Below are 18059 nucleotides of genomic sequence, written 5' to 3'. Positions count from 1 at the left end.
GTCTTTTGCACAGAAGTGAAGTTTTCAATGTCCATGGTGTCCATGACCTGACCACCAAAGCGTTCAGCCACGATACCTGTGTTAATGCCTTTACGTGCTGCATAGATTGCAGCTGTTGCACCTGCAGGTCCACCACCAATCACCAATACATCAAACGCATCTTTTGCATTGAGTGCTGCTGCGTCTTTTTCAGCTGAATTGGTATCAAGTTTTGCCACAATCTCTTCAAGGGTCATACGACCTTGACCAATGTGTTCATTGTCCTGGAATACCATCGGTACAGCCATGATTTTGCGTTGTTCCACTTCGTCTTGGAAGAATGCACCATCAATCATGGTTGCCGTGGTGTTCGGGTTATAAATGGCAATCAGGTTAAGCGCCTGTACCACATCCGGACAGTTATGACAGCTTAATGATACGAATACATCAAAGTTAGCTTTGAGGTTTAAGCCTTTAATCTGATTTAAAACTTCATCTGACACTTTAGGTGCATAGCCAGACACTTGTAACAGAGCCAAGATCAAAGACGTAAACTCATGGCCCATTGGTAAGCCTGCAAAGAACACACGAGGCTGTTCACCTGCTTTGGCCACACCAAAGCTTGGACGACGTGTATTGTTACCGTCAAAACGGGCTGTTACCTTGTCAGAAAGCTCAGCGATTTCAGTTACTAATTCTTTAATTTGAGCAGCTTTGTCTGATTCATCTAAAGCAGCAACTAATTCGATTGGACTTTCTAAACGTTCTAGGTAAGCTTTTAATTGAGTTTTAATGTTTTGATCTAACATCTGTTTTTACTCCAATGCATCCAAATTCTTTCAATAGATGCATAGTACGTTAAAACAATGAATAGGTAAAACAGTATGTTTTTATATATTTGATCGGTTTTTTAGATTTTATTATTTTTTCAATAAAAAAAGCCAACCTGAACTCATCCCAGCGCAGGTCGGCAAACTGGTTAAACTAGAGTAAGACCACACCAAATACAGCCCCAGCAATCAAAACATGCAATGGATGAACTTTTTTAATTAAAGATAATAAAGTTGCAATGACTACCATAATGATAAGTAAAGTATTTATTGCCGCTGCTTCAGAAATAATCCATGCACTGGCAAGCACAGTCCCCACAGTGACAGGTTGTAAAGCAAGCTGTAAAACACGGCGCCATTTCTTATCTTTGAATTTTGACCAGCCTCTCATCACAAATACAGTAATAAGAGATGACGGTAAAAATTTAGCAGTAGACGTCACCAATAGCCCAGACAACCCTGCTACATGCCACCCTACCAAAGGTACAATCATCATATTTGGACCAGGTGCAGCTTGTGCCATGGCAAACAACGCACTAAATTCTTGCGCCGTCATCCAATGATGAATATCGACTACTTGACGTTGCATTTCGGGCAAAATCGTATTCCCACCACCAAATGCAATAAGAGACAACTGAGTAAAAATGATTGCTAAAGTAAGTAGTACGGCACCCATTACACACGTCTCCAAATGATGGCTGAATAAAACGCAAGTAAAATCAGCATAGTCAAAAGTAAAGGAATTTTTAGAAAAGCAATGCTGACAATTGCCGCTACCACAACACAGATTGCTAATGGATTACGTAATAAGGGCTTAAGCATTTTCAAACCTGTTGCAACCAGAAGCCCTGCTGCTGCTGCTCCTAAACCTTCAAAAAGGTGCTTAACCATTAAGTTGTCTTGGAACTGCTCATAGACATAATGTAAAAGTACAACAATTACGGTAGGTGCGAAGATTAAACCAATGAGTGAGCTCACTGCTCCACGGACACCGCGAAACTCCATGCCAATCGCAACCGATAAATTAATAATATTGCCGCCCGGTAAAAATTGACACAGACCAAGTAACTCAGTGAATTTTTCAGGGCTTAACCAATGCCTTTGCTCTACAATAACTTTACGGGCTAAAGGCAGCACACCACCAAATCCAATTAAACCTAATGTTAAAAAACCTAAAAATAACTCTGTGCAAGTAGGAACAGTATCCTTCTGCACGGCAATCTCAACATGGTTCATTTTCGTTACTTTTCACTTTATCCGACCAAGATAGAATGATACTTTTATGATATATCTACAAATGCTTTTATTTTCATTAACCATACCCTAAAGGTATTCCTATGCTCGATTTATATAAGCTTCATGCCTTTGTAGTGGTGGTTGAAGAAAGAAATATTACTCATGCAGCAAACCGTTTGTTTATTCAACAGCCACCTTTAACGCGTTTACTTAAAAAACTTGAACAAGAACTCGGTACACAGTTACTTATTCGTCAGCCGCGCGGGATTGAACCGACAGAAGCAGGTTTGGCATTATTTAAAGAAGCACAACTTTTATTAGAACATGCCCGCCATATTCCCCAATTGGTCCAAGATGTTAGCCAAGGTAAAACTGGACAACTCAATATTGGCTTTACAAGTTCCGCAGGTTTGCATCCGCTCATTTCACTCGTATTACGTTCATATCGGGAAATGTACCCTGCTGTGCAAACCAAACTTGAAGAAGCAGGCAGTCAAAAGCAACTGGACTGGTTAATTTCAGAAAAACTTGATATTGCCTTTTTAAGAGCGCCGATTAGCCGAGATATTGGTTTGAAGCATCTTCATATATTAGACGAGCCAATGGTGGTGGCCTTACCTATCGGCCATCCGCTTACACGGAAGAAAAAAATTAGTTTAAGTAACTTGTCAGAGGAAAATTTTGTTTTATACCGTCGCTCTTCAGGGCAAGGCTTATATGACAATATTTTATATAGCTGCTATCAGGCAGGTTTTAGTCCACGCATTATTCAAGAAGCGCCGCGCCCTACTGCGACCCTCAATTTAGTGGCTGCCGGTATTGGAATTAGTATTGTGCCCGCTTCAATGCATAACTTTTGGGACCATGAAATCGTCTATCGCGAGTTTGATGATTCGATAAAACTAAATGCGCCTATTTACTTAATTACACGAGAAAATGAAAACTCAGCTAAAGTGTCAAACTTCATTGAACTCATGCAAAAACTATTACCTACAATGACCTAAGTGTAAAAGCTAGGCAATAAAAAGTGCCTATATAAAGGCACTTTTTAAAGTCATTTTTAGCAAAAAATAGCTCAAATAAATTTTACGATTTTAAGAGTAATACTTTTTCTTTAACCAAAGCGAAACCGAAACCAGTGAGATCAACACTGGTACTTCAACCAATGGCCCAATCACTGTAGTAAAAGCAACTGGTGATGCCAAACCAAAAGTTGCAATAGCTACAGCTAAAGCCAACTCAAAGTTATTACCTGCCGCGGTAAATGAAATTGCCGCTGTTTGAGGATAATTATTCCCCATCCGTTTACTCATAAAGAAACTAATAAAGAACATTACGACAAAGTAAATCGTGAGTGGAACCGCAATACGTAATACATCTAAAGGTAAGCTCACCACATCGCCACCTTTTAAACTAAACATCGCCACAATAGTAAAGAGTAATGCGATTAAACTTAATGGACTAATTTTTGGTAAAAACTTGGTTTGATACCACTCTAAGCCTTTTGATTTAACTAAAATCAAACGAGTTAAAAACCCCATTAAAAATGGAATACCCAAATACACCAAAACAGCATGTGTGATGGTCCAGAAATTGACATCAATCACTTGTCCTGCCACACCAAAATATGGCGGCAAGAAAGTTAAGAAAAGCCATGCATAGGTACTAAAAAATAAAATCTGAAAAATACTGTTAAAGGCGACCAAAGCTGCAACATATTGGTTGTCACCACAAGCTAAGCCATTCCAGACCAATACCATTGCAATACAACGTGCTAAGCCTATCAAAATAAGGCCCGTCATATACTCCGGATAGCTATGCAAAAAAACAATCGCAAGGATAAACATTAAAACTGGAGCAATAATCCAGTTTTGTACCAAAGATAAAGTTAAAGTTTTCTTATCCTTAAATACTTCTGGTAAAGCCGCATAGTCCACTTTTGCCAATGGCGGATACATCATTAAAATCAAACCGATTGCGATTAGAATATTAACGTTATCTACACTTAACTCATTTAAAGACACAGATGCCTGAGGAAAAAAAACTCCAATCGCTAAACCTAAAGCCATTGCTATAAAAATCCATAGCGTTAGATTTCGATCTAAAAAGGAAAGCCCTTGTTTGGTCATGTTCTACTCGAAGAAGAAATTAGTTGCGTTCAATACACAAGTGGCTCATACACTTATGCTAAATAAATCTGCATTTTCTAAGACAAAATTTAGGAAGATTAATCACAACACGTTGTCGTGATGAAAGGCTGATCTTGTTGTTTTACATTTGTCCCACTCTCGTCATTTTCTATCACCTTTAAAATATCTAAAGCCCAGACAGGTAAATCAGGATTTAAGCTGTAATAAACCCACTGTCCTTTTCTTTCATCCAGTAATACGCCATGAGTTCGTAACAAAGCTAAGTGTCTAGAAATTTTGGGTTGGCTCAACTCAAGCTGTTCGGTTAGCTCACAGACACAAATATTTTGTTTATTTAGAACTAATTTAAGAATATTTAACCGAGTTTGGTCAGATAGACATTTAAAGAAATCGACTTGGTTGATCATATCTTCAACAAAATATATTCGTTATTGCAAATATACGGATATCCATATATAAATGCAATATCTTAATTCATCGATAAATTTGTCATGACTGAGCTAGTGAAGATTTACCATAACCCTGCTTGCGGAACCTCACGCAATACATTGGCGCTTATTCGTCATGCAGGAATTGAACCTATTGTTATTGAATATTTGCAAACGCCCCCAAGTAAAGATGAACTAATCCAACTCATTAAGGATTCGAACCTAAGTGTACGTGAAGCAATTCGTAAAAATGTTGAACCCTATAAAGATTTAGAGTTAGAACAAGACCATTGGACCGATGAACAGTTAATTGATTTTATGGTGCAATATCCAATTTTAATTAATCGCCCATTTGTGGTTACACCAAAAGGCACGCGACTTTGCCGCCCTTCTGAGATGGTGCTAGACATTTTAGATTCACAAAACTTAGGCTATTTTGCAAAAGAAGATGGTGAAGTGATCATTGATGAACAAGGCCGCCGTTTAAAGTAATTGAAGATACTTATTAATATAAAAAGCTAAATGGCATGGCACCATTTAGCTTTTTGAATAAAACAGCTTAAAAATAGGACTTAATAAAAGGAAGCAGTTGCTCTCCTATTACCATGCCTAATAAACCGACTAATGCAACAAGAGGTGGTGCTGGTGACTTAACATTTAAAACATAATATAAGACACCAACAAGTAACCCTACAGCCAAAGATAACAAGTACATTTTCATCGTACATACCTTAAGGAAACAAACTATTTAATGAGGCAGGTTCCCATACTGTTTTATTTAAAATGCAAAACACGAGCACCCGAGTGCGCCCCAGAAAGATTTTTTGTCCTTATCATTTACAGGAACATCAAGCATCCAAGCGTGGCTGTGTCCATGCATTCCACAGCTGCTAGCACATGCACACAATGCACTTTGTGACTGTAATGATTGATTCGAAGGTGCATTACGGTTTTCAGATAAACGCCACTGACCACCGAAGCGTTTTACTGGCGACCATGTTGGAGATGCTGGCGGTAACGGCGGATCATCTTGCTTAAACTCTGCCCCTGCGTACACCACTTTTCCACCTAAAACAGTGAGTACAGACTCAATCCATTGGATATCTTCTGCTTCAACTTTGAAGTAGTCATCAGACAATACCACCAGATCAGCAAGTTCCCCTGCTGTGAGTGAACCTTTGACATCTTTTTCACCTGAGAACCAAGCCGAACCTTTAGTCCAGAGTTTAAGCGCTGTTTGACGGTCTAATAGATTTTTTTCATCATACAAAGGTAACCCACCTACTGTTTTACCTGTAGTCAGCCAATACAAACACACCCAAGGGTTATAAGAGGCCACACGAGTCGCATCCGTTCCCGCACCCACAGGAACACCGAGTTCTAACATTTTCTTAACGGGTGGCGTTGCTTGGGCAGCTTCGGCACCATAGCGTTTTACGAAAATCTCACCTTGATATGCCATACGGTGTTGAATGGCGATACCACCGCCCAACGCACCAATACGTTCGATATTACGCTCAGATACAGTTTCGGCATGGTCAATAATAAATCGTGTCGCAAATGGCTGTTTTGAATTGACGCGCTCAAATACATTGAGTAACCGACTAATACTTTCATCATAAGTTGCATGGATACGGAATGGCCATTTCTTTTCAGCCAAGTGCTCTACAATAGCTTCGAGTTCACCTTCCATTTTTTCTGGTAAATCCGGACGTGGCTCATAGAAATCTTCAAAGTCACCCGCTGACCAAGTCAGGTTCTCACCTGCTCCATTCATTCTAAATAATTCATCACCATCACCCGGAAATGTCATTTCTGTCCAGCGACGATAATCATCAAGCTCTTGGCCTGCCTTTTGAGCAAATAGGTTATAAGCAATTCGCACAGTCATTTGATTTTGATCATGTAATTGCTTAATCACATCATAATCTTCAGGGTAGTTTTGACCTCCACCACCTGCATCAATTGCTGAAGTAATACCTAATCGGTTCAACTCACGCATGAAATGACGAGTTGAATTGACTTGATCTTCAACTGGCAATTTTGGTGCTTTCCCTAAGGTCGAATATAAAATCATAGCCGATGGCGTAGCGAGCAAGAGACCTGTTGGCTCACCTTTTTCATCTCTTACAATCTTGCCACCTGACGGGTCTGGTGTGTCTTTGTTAAAGCCTAATACATCAAGGGCAGCTCGGTTGAGCATCGCACTGGCATATAGATGTAAAATGAATACCGGAGTATCTGGCGCAGCTTTATTAATTTCTTCTAAAGTCGGTAAACGCTTTTCAGCAAACTGGAATTCAGTCCAACCGCCTACTACACGAACCCATTGTGGAGCTGGCGTATTATCTGCTTGTTTTTTGAGTAAGCGTAACGCATCGGCAACGGATGGCACACCTTCCCAGCGCAGTTCCATATTGTAATTTAGACCACCACGAATAATATGCAAATGACTGTCATTTAGACCCGGTATAACGCGACGACCATTTAAGTCTACAACTTTACTTGTTGGAGTTGCGAGTTTCATAACCTCATCAGTTGTACCCGTGCGGACGACTTTACCATCTGCAATCGCAATTGCTTGTACTTCGGGGTTCTGAGGATCTAGTGTTGTGATTTTACCGTTTATGAGTATGAGGTTTATTTCGGTCATTCTGAACTCCATTCTTGTGAATTATCGTTCTAAAAAATAAAGGTATAGCAACATATATATTTCATTATTCTTTTTGATTTTACACGACGGAGTCTGACCGTTTTACATCCAATAAGAGTGGTTAATTCTGTTACTTTTCTTTCGGGAAAAGTAACCAAAACCATTGCCATCTGCAAAACTCGTTCACTTACAATCTTTTCAGATTTTGTCCTGCCTCAAACAGTTGCAGATGGCTTTTCCACTTATCAAATATAGTCAAAAATCGAATAAATCAACTTAAATATCGAAATACCCTTAATTCAACTATTTCTTATTTTGCAGGAACTGGTGCAAGTACTTCATGTTTTGATGTTGTACGCTCAGGTGCCTTATGTACCATCGTATAGGCATAGTCCACACCCATACCGTAAGCACCAGAATGCTCACGTACAATCGCCATAACTGCATCGTATGTATCACGGTGTGCCCAGTCACGCTGCCATTCGAGTAATACTTGTTGCCAAGTTACTGGAACCACACCTGCCTGAATCATGCGCTGCATGGCGTAGTCATGTGCTTCTTTCGATGTACCGCCTGAAGCATCTGCGACCATATAAATCTCATAATCGCCTTCAAGCATGGCGCCAAAAGCAAAGGTGTTATTGCACACTTCAGTCCACAAACCTGAAACAATCACTTTTTTACGATTATTTCTTGCAAGCGAATCCCGTACTTTTTGATCATCCCATGAATTCATTGAAGTACGTTCTAGTAAAGGAGCATCTGGAAATACATCTAAAAGTTCTGGGTAGGTATGACCAGAGAAGCTTTCAGTTTCAACTGTCGTAATCGTGACAGGAATATTGAATGTTTTAGCTGCTTTTGCTAACCCTACAGTATTATTCTTTAATACTTGGCGATCTATTGACTGTACCCCAAAAGCCATTTGCGGCTGGTGATCAATAAAAATAACCTGACAATTGGTTGGTGATAGTTGTTCTAAAAGTGATTTATTCACGTCTAAACTCCATTATTCATTATATAAGGCTTTTAAAATTGCCTACTGGTTATTATCAAAACAAATAAAAATGTAAAAACATAGACAGCAAAACAGCTCGAATCTGTATCCTGTATGGATACAATCAAATCAATGATTGCTTTTTAATTTTTATAGTTTAATCATGGATATATATTTTTTAATTTTTAGTTATCCATGGATCGATTAGACTGTATTTCCTCTTTTGTAAGTGTCGTAGAACATGGGAATTTTAGTAGCGCAGCTAGAGCACTCGATATTTCTCGTGATTTGGTAGCCAAACGTGTTTGCTACCTCGAAAATGATTTAAAAACAACGCTATTAAATCGAACAACCAGACAAATGAATCTGACCAGTTGTGGGGAAAAATTTTACCAACATTGCAAGGTTATATTGAGTGAATTTGAATGGGCAACTTACGAGATTAGCTATAACCAGCAATATCCTGAAGGCGAACTCAAGCTCAATACGCCCATGTCTTTTAGCAACATTTTCCTTCAACATATCATTTCAGACTTTATTGAGAAATATCCCAGTATTAAAATTGATTTGTTTATGACAGATCAGCTATTAGATGTGAATCAACACAAATTTGATCTGACCATACGCTTAGATGGATCTGCGCCAAGTTTGGCAAATAGTAAAATTTTAAATACCTATCAACGTTATTTATATGCAACACCTGAATATTTCAATCAACATGGATTACCTACTTCTTTAGAAGAACTTAAAGCACATAAGTTTTTAATTTACTATCAAGATAGCCGACATAAAAAATTGATTTTTCAAAAAGATCAGAAAGAAGTGTCTTTTAATTGTTTCCCTGTGATGACGTGTAATAATGGTGAACTATTATTGGATATGTGTTTAAAAGATCACGGTATTGTTTTTCTTCCAGAGTTTATTGCAGAGCCTTATTACAAAGAAGGTAAGTTACAGAAATGTTTGGAAGATTATACCAGTCAGCCACTTCACTTATATGTCACATGGCCAAACCGTAAGATTTTATCGAAAAAAGTAAAACTATTTATTGATTTTTTAACACATCAAATCATTCCCATAAAATAACCAATCTGGGCCTTTTCCACAGGAATTGGCCCAGATTTTTAATTCGTTTGAGTTGTTTCAATTTTCTTATTTTTAAATAAATTTAATAAATTTTGCTCGGCAGATACTGTACTGTTTTCTTCAATAAATGTGGTTGCGTAGTGCTCTAAATGTTCTTCCATTAATTGCGTTGCTCGTTTTTCATCGCCTTGTTCAATGGCATCTAAAATTGCACGGTGTTCATCTGCCGAACAATTATTATGTTTTGGAATTTCATATAAGCCAATTAATAACGAAGTCCTCGCAATAAGTGTCTGCAAATAACTGGTCATTATCGTATTTTGATTAGCTTCAATCAGCTTTAAATGAAATTGACCTGATAACTTAATCCACTCTGCCCAATTTCCAGCTAAACGCTCATGAGACTCTTGATCTACTAAGCTTCGAAGCTCACTCAAATCTAGGCGATGAGATTTTTGTGCTAGTTTTTTTACAGTGGCGATTTCCAGCATGCTGCGTGCTTCAAAGACTTCTTTTGTTTCATTTGTGCTATGTTTTGCGATGAGTGCCCCACGATTGGGCTGAATTTCAATAACCTTATCATGTGCAAGTTTGACGAAAACACGTCTTAACACTCCTCGCGTTACACCAAATGCTTCACATAAAGGTGCTTCAACTAAACGTGCGCCTGGTGCGAGTTGTCGATTTAAAATAGCATCTACAATTGCGTTATATATATGGTCATCAATTTCATCATTGCTCATTTCTACGGCTTTTTTTGGTGCATTCGATGACATTGATTTCTCCATTTTTATTAATGTCTCCTCTTTTTAGAACTTCATCTATTTTGAATAGTGTAAGTTTAACTTAAGCGTTTGGAAATATTTCTCTCATTTTCACACTATCTATGCTGAGCTGAATAATTCAATATTAAATCTCTAAATATCCACTTATATACCTAAATTTATTTGCTTTTTATAAAAAATTAAGCACGTCTCCGTTTATAAATATCTCTCTTCATATTCCAAAATTGTATCAAGCGAAATCACTCATCAATACTCCATCTCAATTTTGGCATAACTTTTGCTCAATAAAATTGTGCACAATTTAAATATTACATTGTGCACAATTTTAATTTCATTCTTTTAGTCAGTATTTAAAGCTGCTGAAGAACGTGCCCGCCCAACATAGGGAAGTGAGTGTTCAAGATGAATAATACCGAAGCGATAATTAAACCTTCTTATGATGCAAAACTAACAAATCAAGACTTAGCTCCTTTAAAAAAGCAAACTTGGGGTGCTTATAATATTTTTGCTTTCTGGATGTCGGATGTTCATAGCGTCGGTGGTTATGTCATGGCTGGAAGCCTTTTTGCACTCGGGCTCAACAGCTGGCAGGTACTTTTATCTTTACTCATCGGCATTGCAATTGTTCAGTTTTTTACAAACCTCATTGCCAAGTCTAGCCAACAAACAGGCACGCCCTATCCTGTGATTTGTCGTGCCACTTTCGGTGTGCTTGGTGCAAATATTCCTGCCGTTATCCGTGGTCTTATTGCTGTCGCATGGTATGGCATTCAAACATATTTGGCCTCAAGTGCATTCTTATTGGTCATTTTAAAGTTCTTTCCAGAATGGTCAGTCTATGCTGATGTTTCAACTTACGGCTTTCTTGGGCTTTCCTATTTAGGATGGGTTGGCTTCATGCTGCTTTGGTTACTACAAGCAATTGTTTTCTGGTCTGGCATGGACAGCATTCGTAAATTTATTGACTGGGCAGGTCCAGCTGTCTACGTTGTAATGTTTGCCATGGCAGTCTGGCTCATCTGGAAAGCTGGCTGGCAGAATATTGATTTAAATTTAAGTGGGGTTCAATACGACGGTTTTGCAGTTGTACCAGTCATGATTGGTGCTGTTGCGCTCGTTGTCTCATATTTCTCAGGGCCGATGCTGAATTTTGGCGACTTCTCTCGTTATGGCAAAAGCTTTAACGCGATTAAAATGGGCAACTTTCTTGGCTTACCAATTAACTTCTTAGGCTTTTCTTTACTTACTGTGGTGTGTATTGCGGCAACGCTTCCAGTATATGGAAAACTTATTACAGACCCTGTCGAGATGGTTGGAAAACTGGATAACACCTTTGTGGTGATTCTAGGCAGTTTAACCTTAATGATTGCCACCATTGGGATTAATATTGTCGCTAACTTTGTTTCACCTGCCTTCGATTTTTCCAACGTTTCACCGAGCAAAATTAGCTGGCGTATGGGTGGAATGATTGCAGCAGTAGGTTCAATTTTCATTACCCCATGGAATTTGTTTAATAACCCTCAAGTGATCCATTACACCATTGATATTTTAGGTGCATTTATCGGTCCACTTTTTGGTGTACTGCTAGCAGATTTTTATCTTGTTAAAAAACAAAAAATTGTGGTAGATGATTTATATACTTTAGATACTCAAGGTTTGTATTGGTACAAAAATGGTTATAACCACTCTGCTTTTTATGCCTTAATTCCAGCTTCATTAATTCCTATTCTCTGCGTACTTTTACCACAACTGTCTGGGCTGGCTAATTTCACATGGTTTATTGGGATGGGATTCGGTTTTGTCATTTACCGATTTCTTAACCAACCACTTACCCATACTAAATCGGCAATGACTAAGGTAAAAGCACAATGAAAATTAAAATTATTAATCCCAATACTACTCAAAGCATGACTGACAAAATTGCTGCATCAGCAAAGATAGTCGCAAATTCTGATACTCAAATTATTGCTGTGAGTCCTCAAATGGGCCCTGCAACAATTGAAAGTTATTATGATGAAGCCCTAAGTGCCGTAGGTGTGCTAGAGGAAATTCGCCAAGGTGAACTTCTAGATGTAGATGCTTATGTTATTGCCTGTTTTGGTGACCCTGCGCTTTATGCTGCCCGTGAAATGACGTCAGTACCTGTGATTGGGATTGCCGAAGCAGCTATGCGAACTGCAAGTTATGTAAGTACTGGTTTTAGTGTGGTCACGACCTTACAACGCACAGTGAATATGAGTTGGCATCTGGCTCATCGCTATGGGGCTACACCATTTTGCAAAAATGTTCGAGCTTGTGACATTGCAGTTGAAGAATTGGAGCTTCCTGACTCAGACGCTTACCAAATTGTACGAGATGAGTGCAAAAAAGCACTCGCGGAAGACAAAAGCGATGCAATTGTTTTGGGCTGTGCAGGTATGAGTGATTTATGTCTAAAGCTACAAAACGAATTGGGAGTGATTGTTATTGATGGCGTTGCAGCAGCAGTTAAACAAGCTGAAATGTTAGTCCAGTTAAATTTAAAAACCAGCAAAGTTGGTGATTGGGCCTCACCTCCTGTAAAGAGTTACACAGGCATATTGTCAGGATTTGGAGCACATTAGAAATAAATTACTGTTTCAATTCCAACTCAAAACGCTGCGTTGGAATTGAAACGGCTGAAAACCAAAGAATTAAACTTCGGCTAACTCTGGCTGTTGTTCATTTTTATAAAATGGCACATCACCGTTAATGGTTGCACGGTGCATGATGCGATGAGCATCGCCATAATCAAATAATGCTTTATGTTGTGTGCAACGGTTATCCCAAATCGCGATATCACCATCTTGCCACTTCCAACGCAAATGAAATTGCTCTTGGGTCGCATGTTCAAACAAGAAATCAAGTAATTGCTCACTTTCTTGTTCAGGTAACTCATTAATGTGTGTGGTAAAACCCTCGCTTACGAACAACAAAGGTTCACCTGTAACCGGATGAGTACGCACCACTGGGTGAACCACTGGTGGGTTACGCTTAAAGGTTTGCAAAAGCTTTTCACGTTCTTCTTCGTTATGGGCAAAACGCTCAAGCGGAAAAGACTTACGAATATCGTGGGTTGCAGTTAAACCACGTAGTTTTCGCTGTAACTCAAGCGGAAGTCCTTTAAAAGCTGCTGTGTTGCTCGACCACAACGTGTCACCACCTACAGGTGGAATTTTAATAGCTTGCAACACACAACCTAAAGGTGGAGTTTTACTAAAAGTCACATCTGTATGCCAAAGTTCATTGTCACGCAAATCTTGTTTCCAACTGTCGAGCACCATCACCTCAGGTACATCTTCAATTGAAGGATAAATCGGGTGCACATGCAATGTGCCAAAACTACGGGCCAAGTCTGCTTGTGCTTGTGGTGCTAATTGTTGCTTTCGAAAAAAAATGACCTGATGATCAAGCAAAGCCTGCTGGATTTGTTGCGTTGTCTGTTCATTTAACGCATTCAAATCAATATCGTGAATAATTGCGCCAATGGTAGGCTTGATCACTTCTATATTTAAGTTTGCTACTACTGTATTCATCTTCTTTACTACAACTGCTGACCATACCAAGGAGAAAACTGTTTTTGTAACCAACGTAAAAACAGCTCAAAACTAACTGCGACAATCGCAATCACAATAATGCCCAAAATCACCGTATCGGTAATTAAGAACTGTGCTGCCGATTGCACCATAAAACCAATACCACGGTCTGCTGCAACCAACTCAGCTGCAACTAATGTTGACCAGCCCACCCCAAGACCAATACGAATACCGGTAATAATATGAGGCAAAGCCGTTGGTAAAATGACATGCCAAAAGACTTGTGACTGGCTTGCCCCTAATGACAATGCCGCACGTTCACGATTAAGCTGATGGCTTAACACACCATGCGCACTACTAATAATGACAGGCGCCAAAATCGAGAAGAAAATCAAAAGTACTTTTGTGGTCTCGCCAATACCGAACCAAATAACAAGTAAAGGCAAATAAGCTAACGGCGGAATTGGACGTAATAATTCAACCAAAGGATCTAGAACAGCACGAACCCATTTGTTCAGACCCATCCATAAACCCAGCGGAACACCAATCACTACGGCAGCAATCAAAGCTAAAAATACACGAGAAATGCTGGCTGCCAAATGTTGCCACAAAGTTGCTTTCATAAAGCCTTCTTGGCTGACCGATATAAATTTTTGCCAGACTGCCTGTGGACTCGGTAAAAACAGTTCAGGTACAACATGCAAAGCAGTAATGAGGAACCAGAGTGCAACTACACTTCCCACACTGATTATGCTGACCGCCAAAGTACGATGCTTCTCAAAAAATGACGATAGAAATGAAGCATTTTCTGTTTGCACATTTAACTCAGGTTTAAGCTCTGCTTTGTCATATTCATAGACGTTATCTTTAGTGTTCATGTAGGTAACGCCTCCTTACCGCTTTGTTTTTGTGCCCTTAAACTTTCAAATAGCTGTTCTCTGAGCTGAATAAATTGAGAATCCGATTTAATTGAGCGAATAGACTCGCCCTGACGATATCGATTAGCAAAATCGAGGTGTAGAGTTTCTACAATTTTGCCTGGATGCGCTGTCATTAGTACCAGCTGATTGCTGAGTAATAATGCTTCTTCAATGTCATGAGTAATCAAAAAGAAGCTTTTATTTTGTTGAATCCATAAATCGAGCACTAACTGCTGCATGTTTTCACGCGTAAAAGCATCTAATGCGGCAAAAGGTTCATCTAATAAAATAAACGGCGCGTGACTGATCAAAGCTCGGGCAATACCAACACGTTGTTTCATACCACCGGAAAGTTCCCAGATATTGGCTTTTTCAACGTGACTTAAACCCACAATTTTTAAAATTGCGTTTACTTGTGCTTCGATCTCTGCACGCTTTAAACCTTTTAACTGCAAAGCGAAGCCAACATTATCTGCAACATTTAGCCAAGGAAGTAAGGCGTGATCTTGAAATACAACAGCACGAGTTACATCTGGTCCAGTTACGACTTCATGATTTACAAGCACATCACCAGAACTCGGCTTTTGAAACCCTGCCAAGATATTAAGCAAAGTTGTTTTGCCACAACCCGACTCGCCCAAAATCACGGTTAAAGAACCTTCTTCAATGGTTAGGTTAATGTCTTGTAAAACTGGCTTTTGCTGTTTAGGAAAAGTCAGATGAATATGTTTGGCTTCAAGTACACTCATGACAACTCCTTAAGGCTGCAAAAATGAAGAATTCACATTGCCTTTATAATCGGCTTTAAGTTGATCGACTTTGCCCTGACCTTTTAAGAATTTCGCTGTATCAAAAATATTTTGCGCAAATTCACCATCTAATGTTTGTTTTTGCTGAGCGTGGTCAAGGTAAATATTTCCACTTAATAAAAGCGGGATATCTTTTGCATCAGAACCTGTGAGCTGCGCAATTTTTTGCACGTTATCGGCATCTTTAACGTAAGCGGCTGGGTCTTGGTTATATTTTTCGAGTTGCTCAAGTGTGGTTTGAACAAAAGCTTTAAAAAAGTCAGGATTTTTCTCTGCAAAGTCTTTACGTACAACCCATAAGTCATAAGTTGGAGCGCCCCATTCACCGACTTGTTTTGAGTCGGTTAAAACCGTACCAGATGCTTTGGCTTTACTTAAAGCAGGTTCCCACACATAGGCAGCATCAATATCACCACGTTCCCAAGCAGCTGAAATTTCAGGTGGACGCAAGTTAATAATTTTTACTTTGTCTTCTGGAATGTTCCAATGTTTAAGTGCAGACAAAAGGCTGTAATGGGTTGTCGAAACAAACGGTACAGCAATAGTTTTGCCAATTAAATCTTGAGGAGTTTTAATACCTGATTTATTACTTACTACTAATGCTTCAGATGCACCAAGTTTTGAAGTAATTAAGAATACTTCAATCGGTAAATTACGGCTTGCCGCGGCAGCAAGTGGGCTTGAACCAATATTACCAAGTACCACATCACCTGAAGCAAGTGCATTGACAACATCTGAACCCGCATCAAATTTTTTCCATTGAATAGTACGTTGACTATGTTTTTCATAGTCTCCATTCGCCTGTGCAACTTTGCTTGGGTCAACCCCAGTTTGATAAGCAATCACGACAGGTTTATTGTCACGAACTGAAGCACTTGTATTATTGTCTTTTTTATTTTGCCATACGATAAATGCAACAATTGCGACTACTACAATTGCCGTGATGATCAACGGTTTGGTCTTCGTGCTCATAATTTCATGATCTTTCAATAATATAAGCTCATAGTATGCAGCTGGCCTTATAATGAAAAATAAAAAAATATGAGTTGCTTATCTGGTTTTTATAAATAACTTTTCTTCATAAGTTTTTATCTTTTGGTAAAAAGCAAATTTCAAGCAAACTTACAGATTAGTGGTAAAATTAAATTACTTATATATCAATAATTAAAAACGATATTCCCAAATCATATGATTAGAAGACCCTGACATCCCCCTTTTAATTATTTTATCCTACTCATATTTCATCATTTTTATTTTTGTCTCTATACCCAGATTTTTGCATCTAATTAATTTTCGAGATTTTTTATAACGGTCAGATTTTTATTATCTTTTTCTGGTTTATACATGACGCAAATTTAATTTTTATTTTTAAGAGGAGAAAAATTCTTTTGTTTAAACATTCTCAAATTTTGAAAAAAACATTAATTACAACGTCTTTGCTTACATTCAGCCTCTCAAGTCATGCAGCCCTTACCTTTGGCAATGCTGAAGAAGGTCAACTTAAAGTAAGCGGTACTGTTCGAGCCAAATATGTTTATGATTTCGACTCTGAACCGTCTACCAGTAAATTTTCTTTTAATGACGCGGTATTATGGTTAGATTACAACTCCCCAAAATGGATTGGTCGTTTAGATTATCGGGTTTATGAGTATTATGGACGTTTAGGCGATGCCAACTGGCTTACCGATGCATGGATGGGTTATAAAATTAATGACAACAGTAAAATTATTGCTGGCTTAAACCCCGTTCCTTTTGGCTTGGGTCGCTTTTGGGGAAATACTTATTATTTAGGCATTGCCAATAGTGCTGGTTGGGAAGATGTACACAACCTTGGGGTGAAATATGATTTCAATGATGGAACCAATGAAGCACAACTCGCCTTTTATCCTACCGATGGTGGCACCTATAGAGGTAAAAGCAAAGACTCGAGTCGTTTTAGTATCAACCCTGTCAATGCAGATGACTCTGTACCGCAAGGCACTAATACCAAAGAAAAGAACTCAATTGTTGTTCGCGGTGCTCATACCTTTAAGAATATCTTAGGCCAAGAAAATTTCTCTACTCAACTTGGCGCCTCCGCATGGTATTCCACCATTGAAAATAAGCGTTCAGGACAAGATGGCGATCGCCAAGTTTATTCGGTTTTTGGCAATACCAATTATAATCAATGGAATTTACAGCTTTTGGCTGGTTATCAAGACATTGATAATGCCGACACCCAATATAAAGATCATCTGACTTTGGGCGGTTTCGATTATTCATTTAACTCGGCAACCAAAGGTCAGATTTATTCAGCCGAACTGAGCTATTTATTTCCTCAGCAGTTTGGCCCAATTACCTCTGTTCGTCCGTACTTGAACTATAGTTCTTATCGAAAAGAACAAGACGGGTTTAAAGACTCTACCCGTTTTATTCCCGGCATTGCCTTTAACTATCAAAAATTGACAGTACAAGCCGAGTTGCTAATGGGTAAACACGATCCATATCTAGGAGACAGTGAAGGCCTTGCGGCTGGCGGAAGCAATGATAAATGGAATAAAAAAGCATTTGTGATTTTTGCTTATTACTTCTAATTCTAAAAATAAAGGCCAACATCTGTTGGCCTTTATTTTTATCTAGATATTTATTTTTA

19 protein-coding genes are annotated in these 18059 nt (G+C 38.8%); 6 read left to right on the top strand and 13 right to left on the bottom strand.

Annotated features, from left to right (window positions below; translation table 11 throughout):
- From MKL62_RS10170 to MKL62_RS10160, 3 genes are all read right to left on the bottom strand, one after another.
- On the bottom strand, positions 1 to 788 hold a 788-nt coding region (locus MKL62_RS10170), incomplete at its 3' end, for a thioredoxin family protein (protein WP_031974335.1).
- Between the two features lie 175 nt (positions 789 to 963).
- Positions 964 to 1485, bottom strand: coding sequence for a chromate transporter (locus MKL62_RS10165; RefSeq protein ID WP_000501457.1), 522 nt, complete (start codon positions 1483 to 1485; stop codon positions 964 to 966).
- The gene (locus MKL62_RS10160) at positions 1485 to 2045 is read right to left on the bottom strand and encodes a chromate transporter (RefSeq protein ID WP_001017021.1); all 561 of its coding nucleotides are present in this window, start codon (positions 2043 to 2045) and stop codon (positions 1485 to 1487) included. Before MKL62_RS10160 ends, MKL62_RS10165 begins: the two co-directional genes overlap by 1 nt.
- A gap of 101 nt (positions 2046 to 2146) precedes the next feature.
- Between MKL62_RS10160 and MKL62_RS10155 the strand changes: the two genes are divergently transcribed.
- Positions 2147 to 3049: a LysR family transcriptional regulator gene (locus MKL62_RS10155; RefSeq protein WP_005128847.1), complete on the top strand. Its 903-nt coding sequence runs from the start codon at positions 2147 to 2149 to the stop codon at positions 3047 to 3049.
- A 90-nt stretch (positions 3050 to 3139) separates the two neighbouring features.
- Here the strand turns inward: MKL62_RS10155 and arsB are convergent, their stop codons facing one another.
- Positions 3140 to 4174 carry an ACR3 family arsenite efflux transporter gene (arsB, locus tag MKL62_RS10150; protein ID WP_005128848.1) on the bottom strand — a complete coding sequence of 345 codons (1035 nt, stop codon included), beginning with the start codon at positions 4172 to 4174 and terminating at the stop codon, positions 3140 to 3142.
- 98 nt (positions 4175 to 4272) lie between these two features.
- On the bottom strand, positions 4273 to 4602 hold the full coding sequence (locus tag MKL62_RS10145; RefSeq protein ID WP_000610148.1) for an ArsR/SmtB family transcription factor: 330 nt from the start codon (positions 4600 to 4602) through the stop codon (positions 4273 to 4275).
- Between the two features lie 84 nt (positions 4603 to 4686).
- Here MKL62_RS10145 and arsC point away from each other — a divergent pair, with 84 nt between their 5' ends.
- On the top strand, positions 4687 to 5115 hold the full coding sequence (gene arsC / locus MKL62_RS10140; RefSeq protein ID WP_000138010.1) for an arsenate reductase (glutaredoxin): 429 nt from the start codon (positions 4687 to 4689) through the stop codon (positions 5113 to 5115).
- A 67-nt stretch (positions 5116 to 5182) separates the two neighbouring features.
- Here arsC and MKL62_RS10135 read toward each other — a convergent pair whose 3' ends face one another.
- The 3 genes from MKL62_RS10135 to MKL62_RS10125 form a co-directional block, all read right to left on the bottom strand.
- On the bottom strand, positions 5183 to 5344 hold the full coding sequence (locus MKL62_RS10135) for a DUF1427 family protein (protein WP_000784879.1): 162 nt from the start codon (positions 5342 to 5344) through the stop codon (positions 5183 to 5185).
- A gap of 57 nt (positions 5345 to 5401) precedes the next feature.
- Positions 5402 to 7276 (bottom strand): amidohydrolase, encoded by a 1875-nt coding sequence (locus tag MKL62_RS10130; protein WP_005128849.1) that lies wholly within the window; start codon positions 7274 to 7276, stop codon positions 5402 to 5404.
- Between the two features lie 310 nt (positions 7277 to 7586).
- Positions 7587 to 8273 (bottom strand): hydrolase, encoded by a 687-nt coding sequence (locus MKL62_RS10125; protein ID WP_001043294.1) that lies wholly within the window; start codon positions 8271 to 8273, stop codon positions 7587 to 7589.
- 195 nt (positions 8274 to 8468) lie between these two features.
- Between MKL62_RS10125 and MKL62_RS10120 the strand changes: the two genes are divergently transcribed.
- The gene (locus MKL62_RS10120; protein ID WP_005128851.1) at positions 8469 to 9359 is read left to right on the top strand and encodes a LysR family transcriptional regulator; all 891 of its coding nucleotides are present in this window, start codon (positions 8469 to 8471) and stop codon (positions 9357 to 9359) included.
- A gap of 38 nt (positions 9360 to 9397) precedes the next feature.
- Here the strand turns inward: MKL62_RS10120 and MKL62_RS10115 are convergent, their stop codons facing one another.
- Entirely contained in the window at positions 9398 to 10147 is a 750-nt protein-coding gene (locus MKL62_RS10115; RefSeq protein WP_077670517.1) for a GntR family transcriptional regulator, read from the bottom strand.
- 399 nt (positions 10148 to 10546) lie between these two features.
- Between MKL62_RS10115 and MKL62_RS10110 the strand changes: the two genes are divergently transcribed.
- Positions 10547 to 12016 carry an NCS1 family nucleobase:cation symporter-1 gene (locus MKL62_RS10110; protein WP_005128853.1) on the top strand — a complete coding sequence of 490 codons (1470 nt, stop codon included), beginning with the start codon at positions 10547 to 10549 and terminating at the stop codon, positions 12014 to 12016.
- Positions 12013 to 12747, top strand: coding sequence for an aspartate/glutamate racemase family protein (locus tag MKL62_RS10105; RefSeq protein WP_005128855.1), 735 nt, complete (start codon positions 12013 to 12015; stop codon positions 12745 to 12747). Before MKL62_RS10110 ends, MKL62_RS10105 begins: the two co-directional genes overlap by 4 nt.
- A 69-nt stretch (positions 12748 to 12816) precedes the next feature.
- Here the strand turns inward: MKL62_RS10105 and tauD are convergent, their stop codons facing one another.
- From tauD to tauA, 4 genes are read right to left on the bottom strand one after another with little or no spacing between them, the layout of a single operon-like run.
- On the bottom strand, positions 12817 to 13698 hold the full coding sequence (tauD, locus tag MKL62_RS10100) for a taurine dioxygenase (RefSeq protein ID WP_005128856.1): 882 nt from the start codon (positions 13696 to 13698) through the stop codon (positions 12817 to 12819).
- A gap of 8 nt (positions 13699 to 13706) precedes the next feature.
- On the bottom strand, positions 13707 to 14576 hold the full coding sequence (gene tauC, locus MKL62_RS10095; RefSeq protein ID WP_001092656.1) for a taurine ABC transporter permease TauC: 870 nt from the start codon (positions 14574 to 14576) through the stop codon (positions 13707 to 13709).
- A complete protein-coding gene (locus MKL62_RS10090) occupies positions 14573 to 15367 on the bottom strand; it encodes a taurine ABC transporter ATP-binding protein (protein ID WP_005128857.1) in 795 nt (264 codons plus the stop codon). The genes tauC and MKL62_RS10090 overlap by 4 nt, the downstream gene beginning before the upstream one ends.
- Positions 15368 to 15376: 9 nt before the next feature.
- Complete coding sequence (tauA, locus tag MKL62_RS10085) at positions 15377 to 16417, bottom strand: taurine ABC transporter substrate-binding protein (RefSeq protein WP_005128858.1); 1041 nt, start codon at positions 16415 to 16417, stop codon at positions 15377 to 15379.
- A gap of 398 nt (positions 16418 to 16815) precedes the next feature.
- Between tauA and MKL62_RS10080 the strand changes: the two genes are divergently transcribed.
- Entirely contained in the window at positions 16816 to 18000 is a 1185-nt protein-coding gene (locus tag MKL62_RS10080; RefSeq protein ID WP_005128860.1) for a hypothetical protein, read from the top strand.
- The last annotated feature ends 59 nt before the right edge of the window (positions 18001 to 18059 follow it).

The sequence above is a fragment of the Acinetobacter sp. AOR01_HL genome (genome assembly GCF_027855455.1).
GTDB lineage: Bacteria > Pseudomonadota > Gammaproteobacteria > Pseudomonadales > Moraxellaceae > Acinetobacter > Acinetobacter baumannii.
This window is presented reverse-complemented; position numbering and strand designations above follow the sequence as displayed.

Coding starts and splice junctions, on each gene's coding strand:
- MKL62_RS10165 (WP_000501457.1), bottom strand. CDS start 1,485: ATGGGTGCCGTACTACTTACTTTAGCAATCATTTTTACTCAGTTGTCT.
- MKL62_RS10160 (WP_001017021.1), bottom strand. CDS start 2,045: ATGAACCATGTTGAGATTGCCGTGCAGAAGGATACTGTTCCTACTTGC.
- MKL62_RS10155 (WP_005128847.1), top strand. CDS start 2,147: ATGCTCGATTTATATAAGCTTCATGCCTTTGTAGTGGTGGTTGAAGAA.
- arsB (WP_005128848.1), bottom strand. CDS start 4,174: ATGACCAAACAAGGGCTTTCCTTTTTAGATCGAAATCTAACGCTATGG.
- MKL62_RS10145 (WP_000610148.1), bottom strand. CDS start 4,602: ATGATCAACCAAGTCGATTTCTTTAAATGTCTATCTGACCAAACTCGG.
- arsC (WP_000138010.1), top strand. CDS start 4,687: ATGACTGAGCTAGTGAAGATTTACCATAACCCTGCTTGCGGAACCTCA.
- MKL62_RS10135 (WP_000784879.1), bottom strand. CDS start 5,344: ATGAAAATGTACTTGTTATCTTTGGCTGTAGGGTTACTTGTTGGTGTC.
- MKL62_RS10130 (WP_005128849.1), bottom strand. CDS start 7,276: ATGACCGAAATAAACCTCATACTCATAAACGGTAAAATCACAACACTA.
- MKL62_RS10120 (WP_005128851.1), top strand. CDS start 8,469: ATGGATCGATTAGACTGTATTTCCTCTTTTGTAAGTGTCGTAGAACAT.
- MKL62_RS10115 (WP_077670517.1), bottom strand. CDS start 10,147: ATGGAGAAATCAATGTCATCGAATGCACCAAAAAAAGCCGTAGAAATG.
- MKL62_RS10110 (WP_005128853.1), top strand. CDS start 10,547: ATGAATAATACCGAAGCGATAATTAAACCTTCTTATGATGCAAAACTA.
- MKL62_RS10105 (WP_005128855.1), top strand. CDS start 12,013: ATGAAAATTAAAATTATTAATCCCAATACTACTCAAAGCATGACTGAC.
- tauD (WP_005128856.1), bottom strand. CDS start 13,698: ATGAATACAGTAGTAGCAAACTTAAATATAGAAGTGATCAAGCCTACC.
- tauC (WP_001092656.1), bottom strand. CDS start 14,576: ATGAACACTAAAGATAACGTCTATGAATATGACAAAGCAGAGCTTAAA.
- MKL62_RS10090 (WP_005128857.1), bottom strand. CDS start 15,367: ATGAGTGTACTTGAAGCCAAACATATTCATCTGACTTTTCCTAAACAG.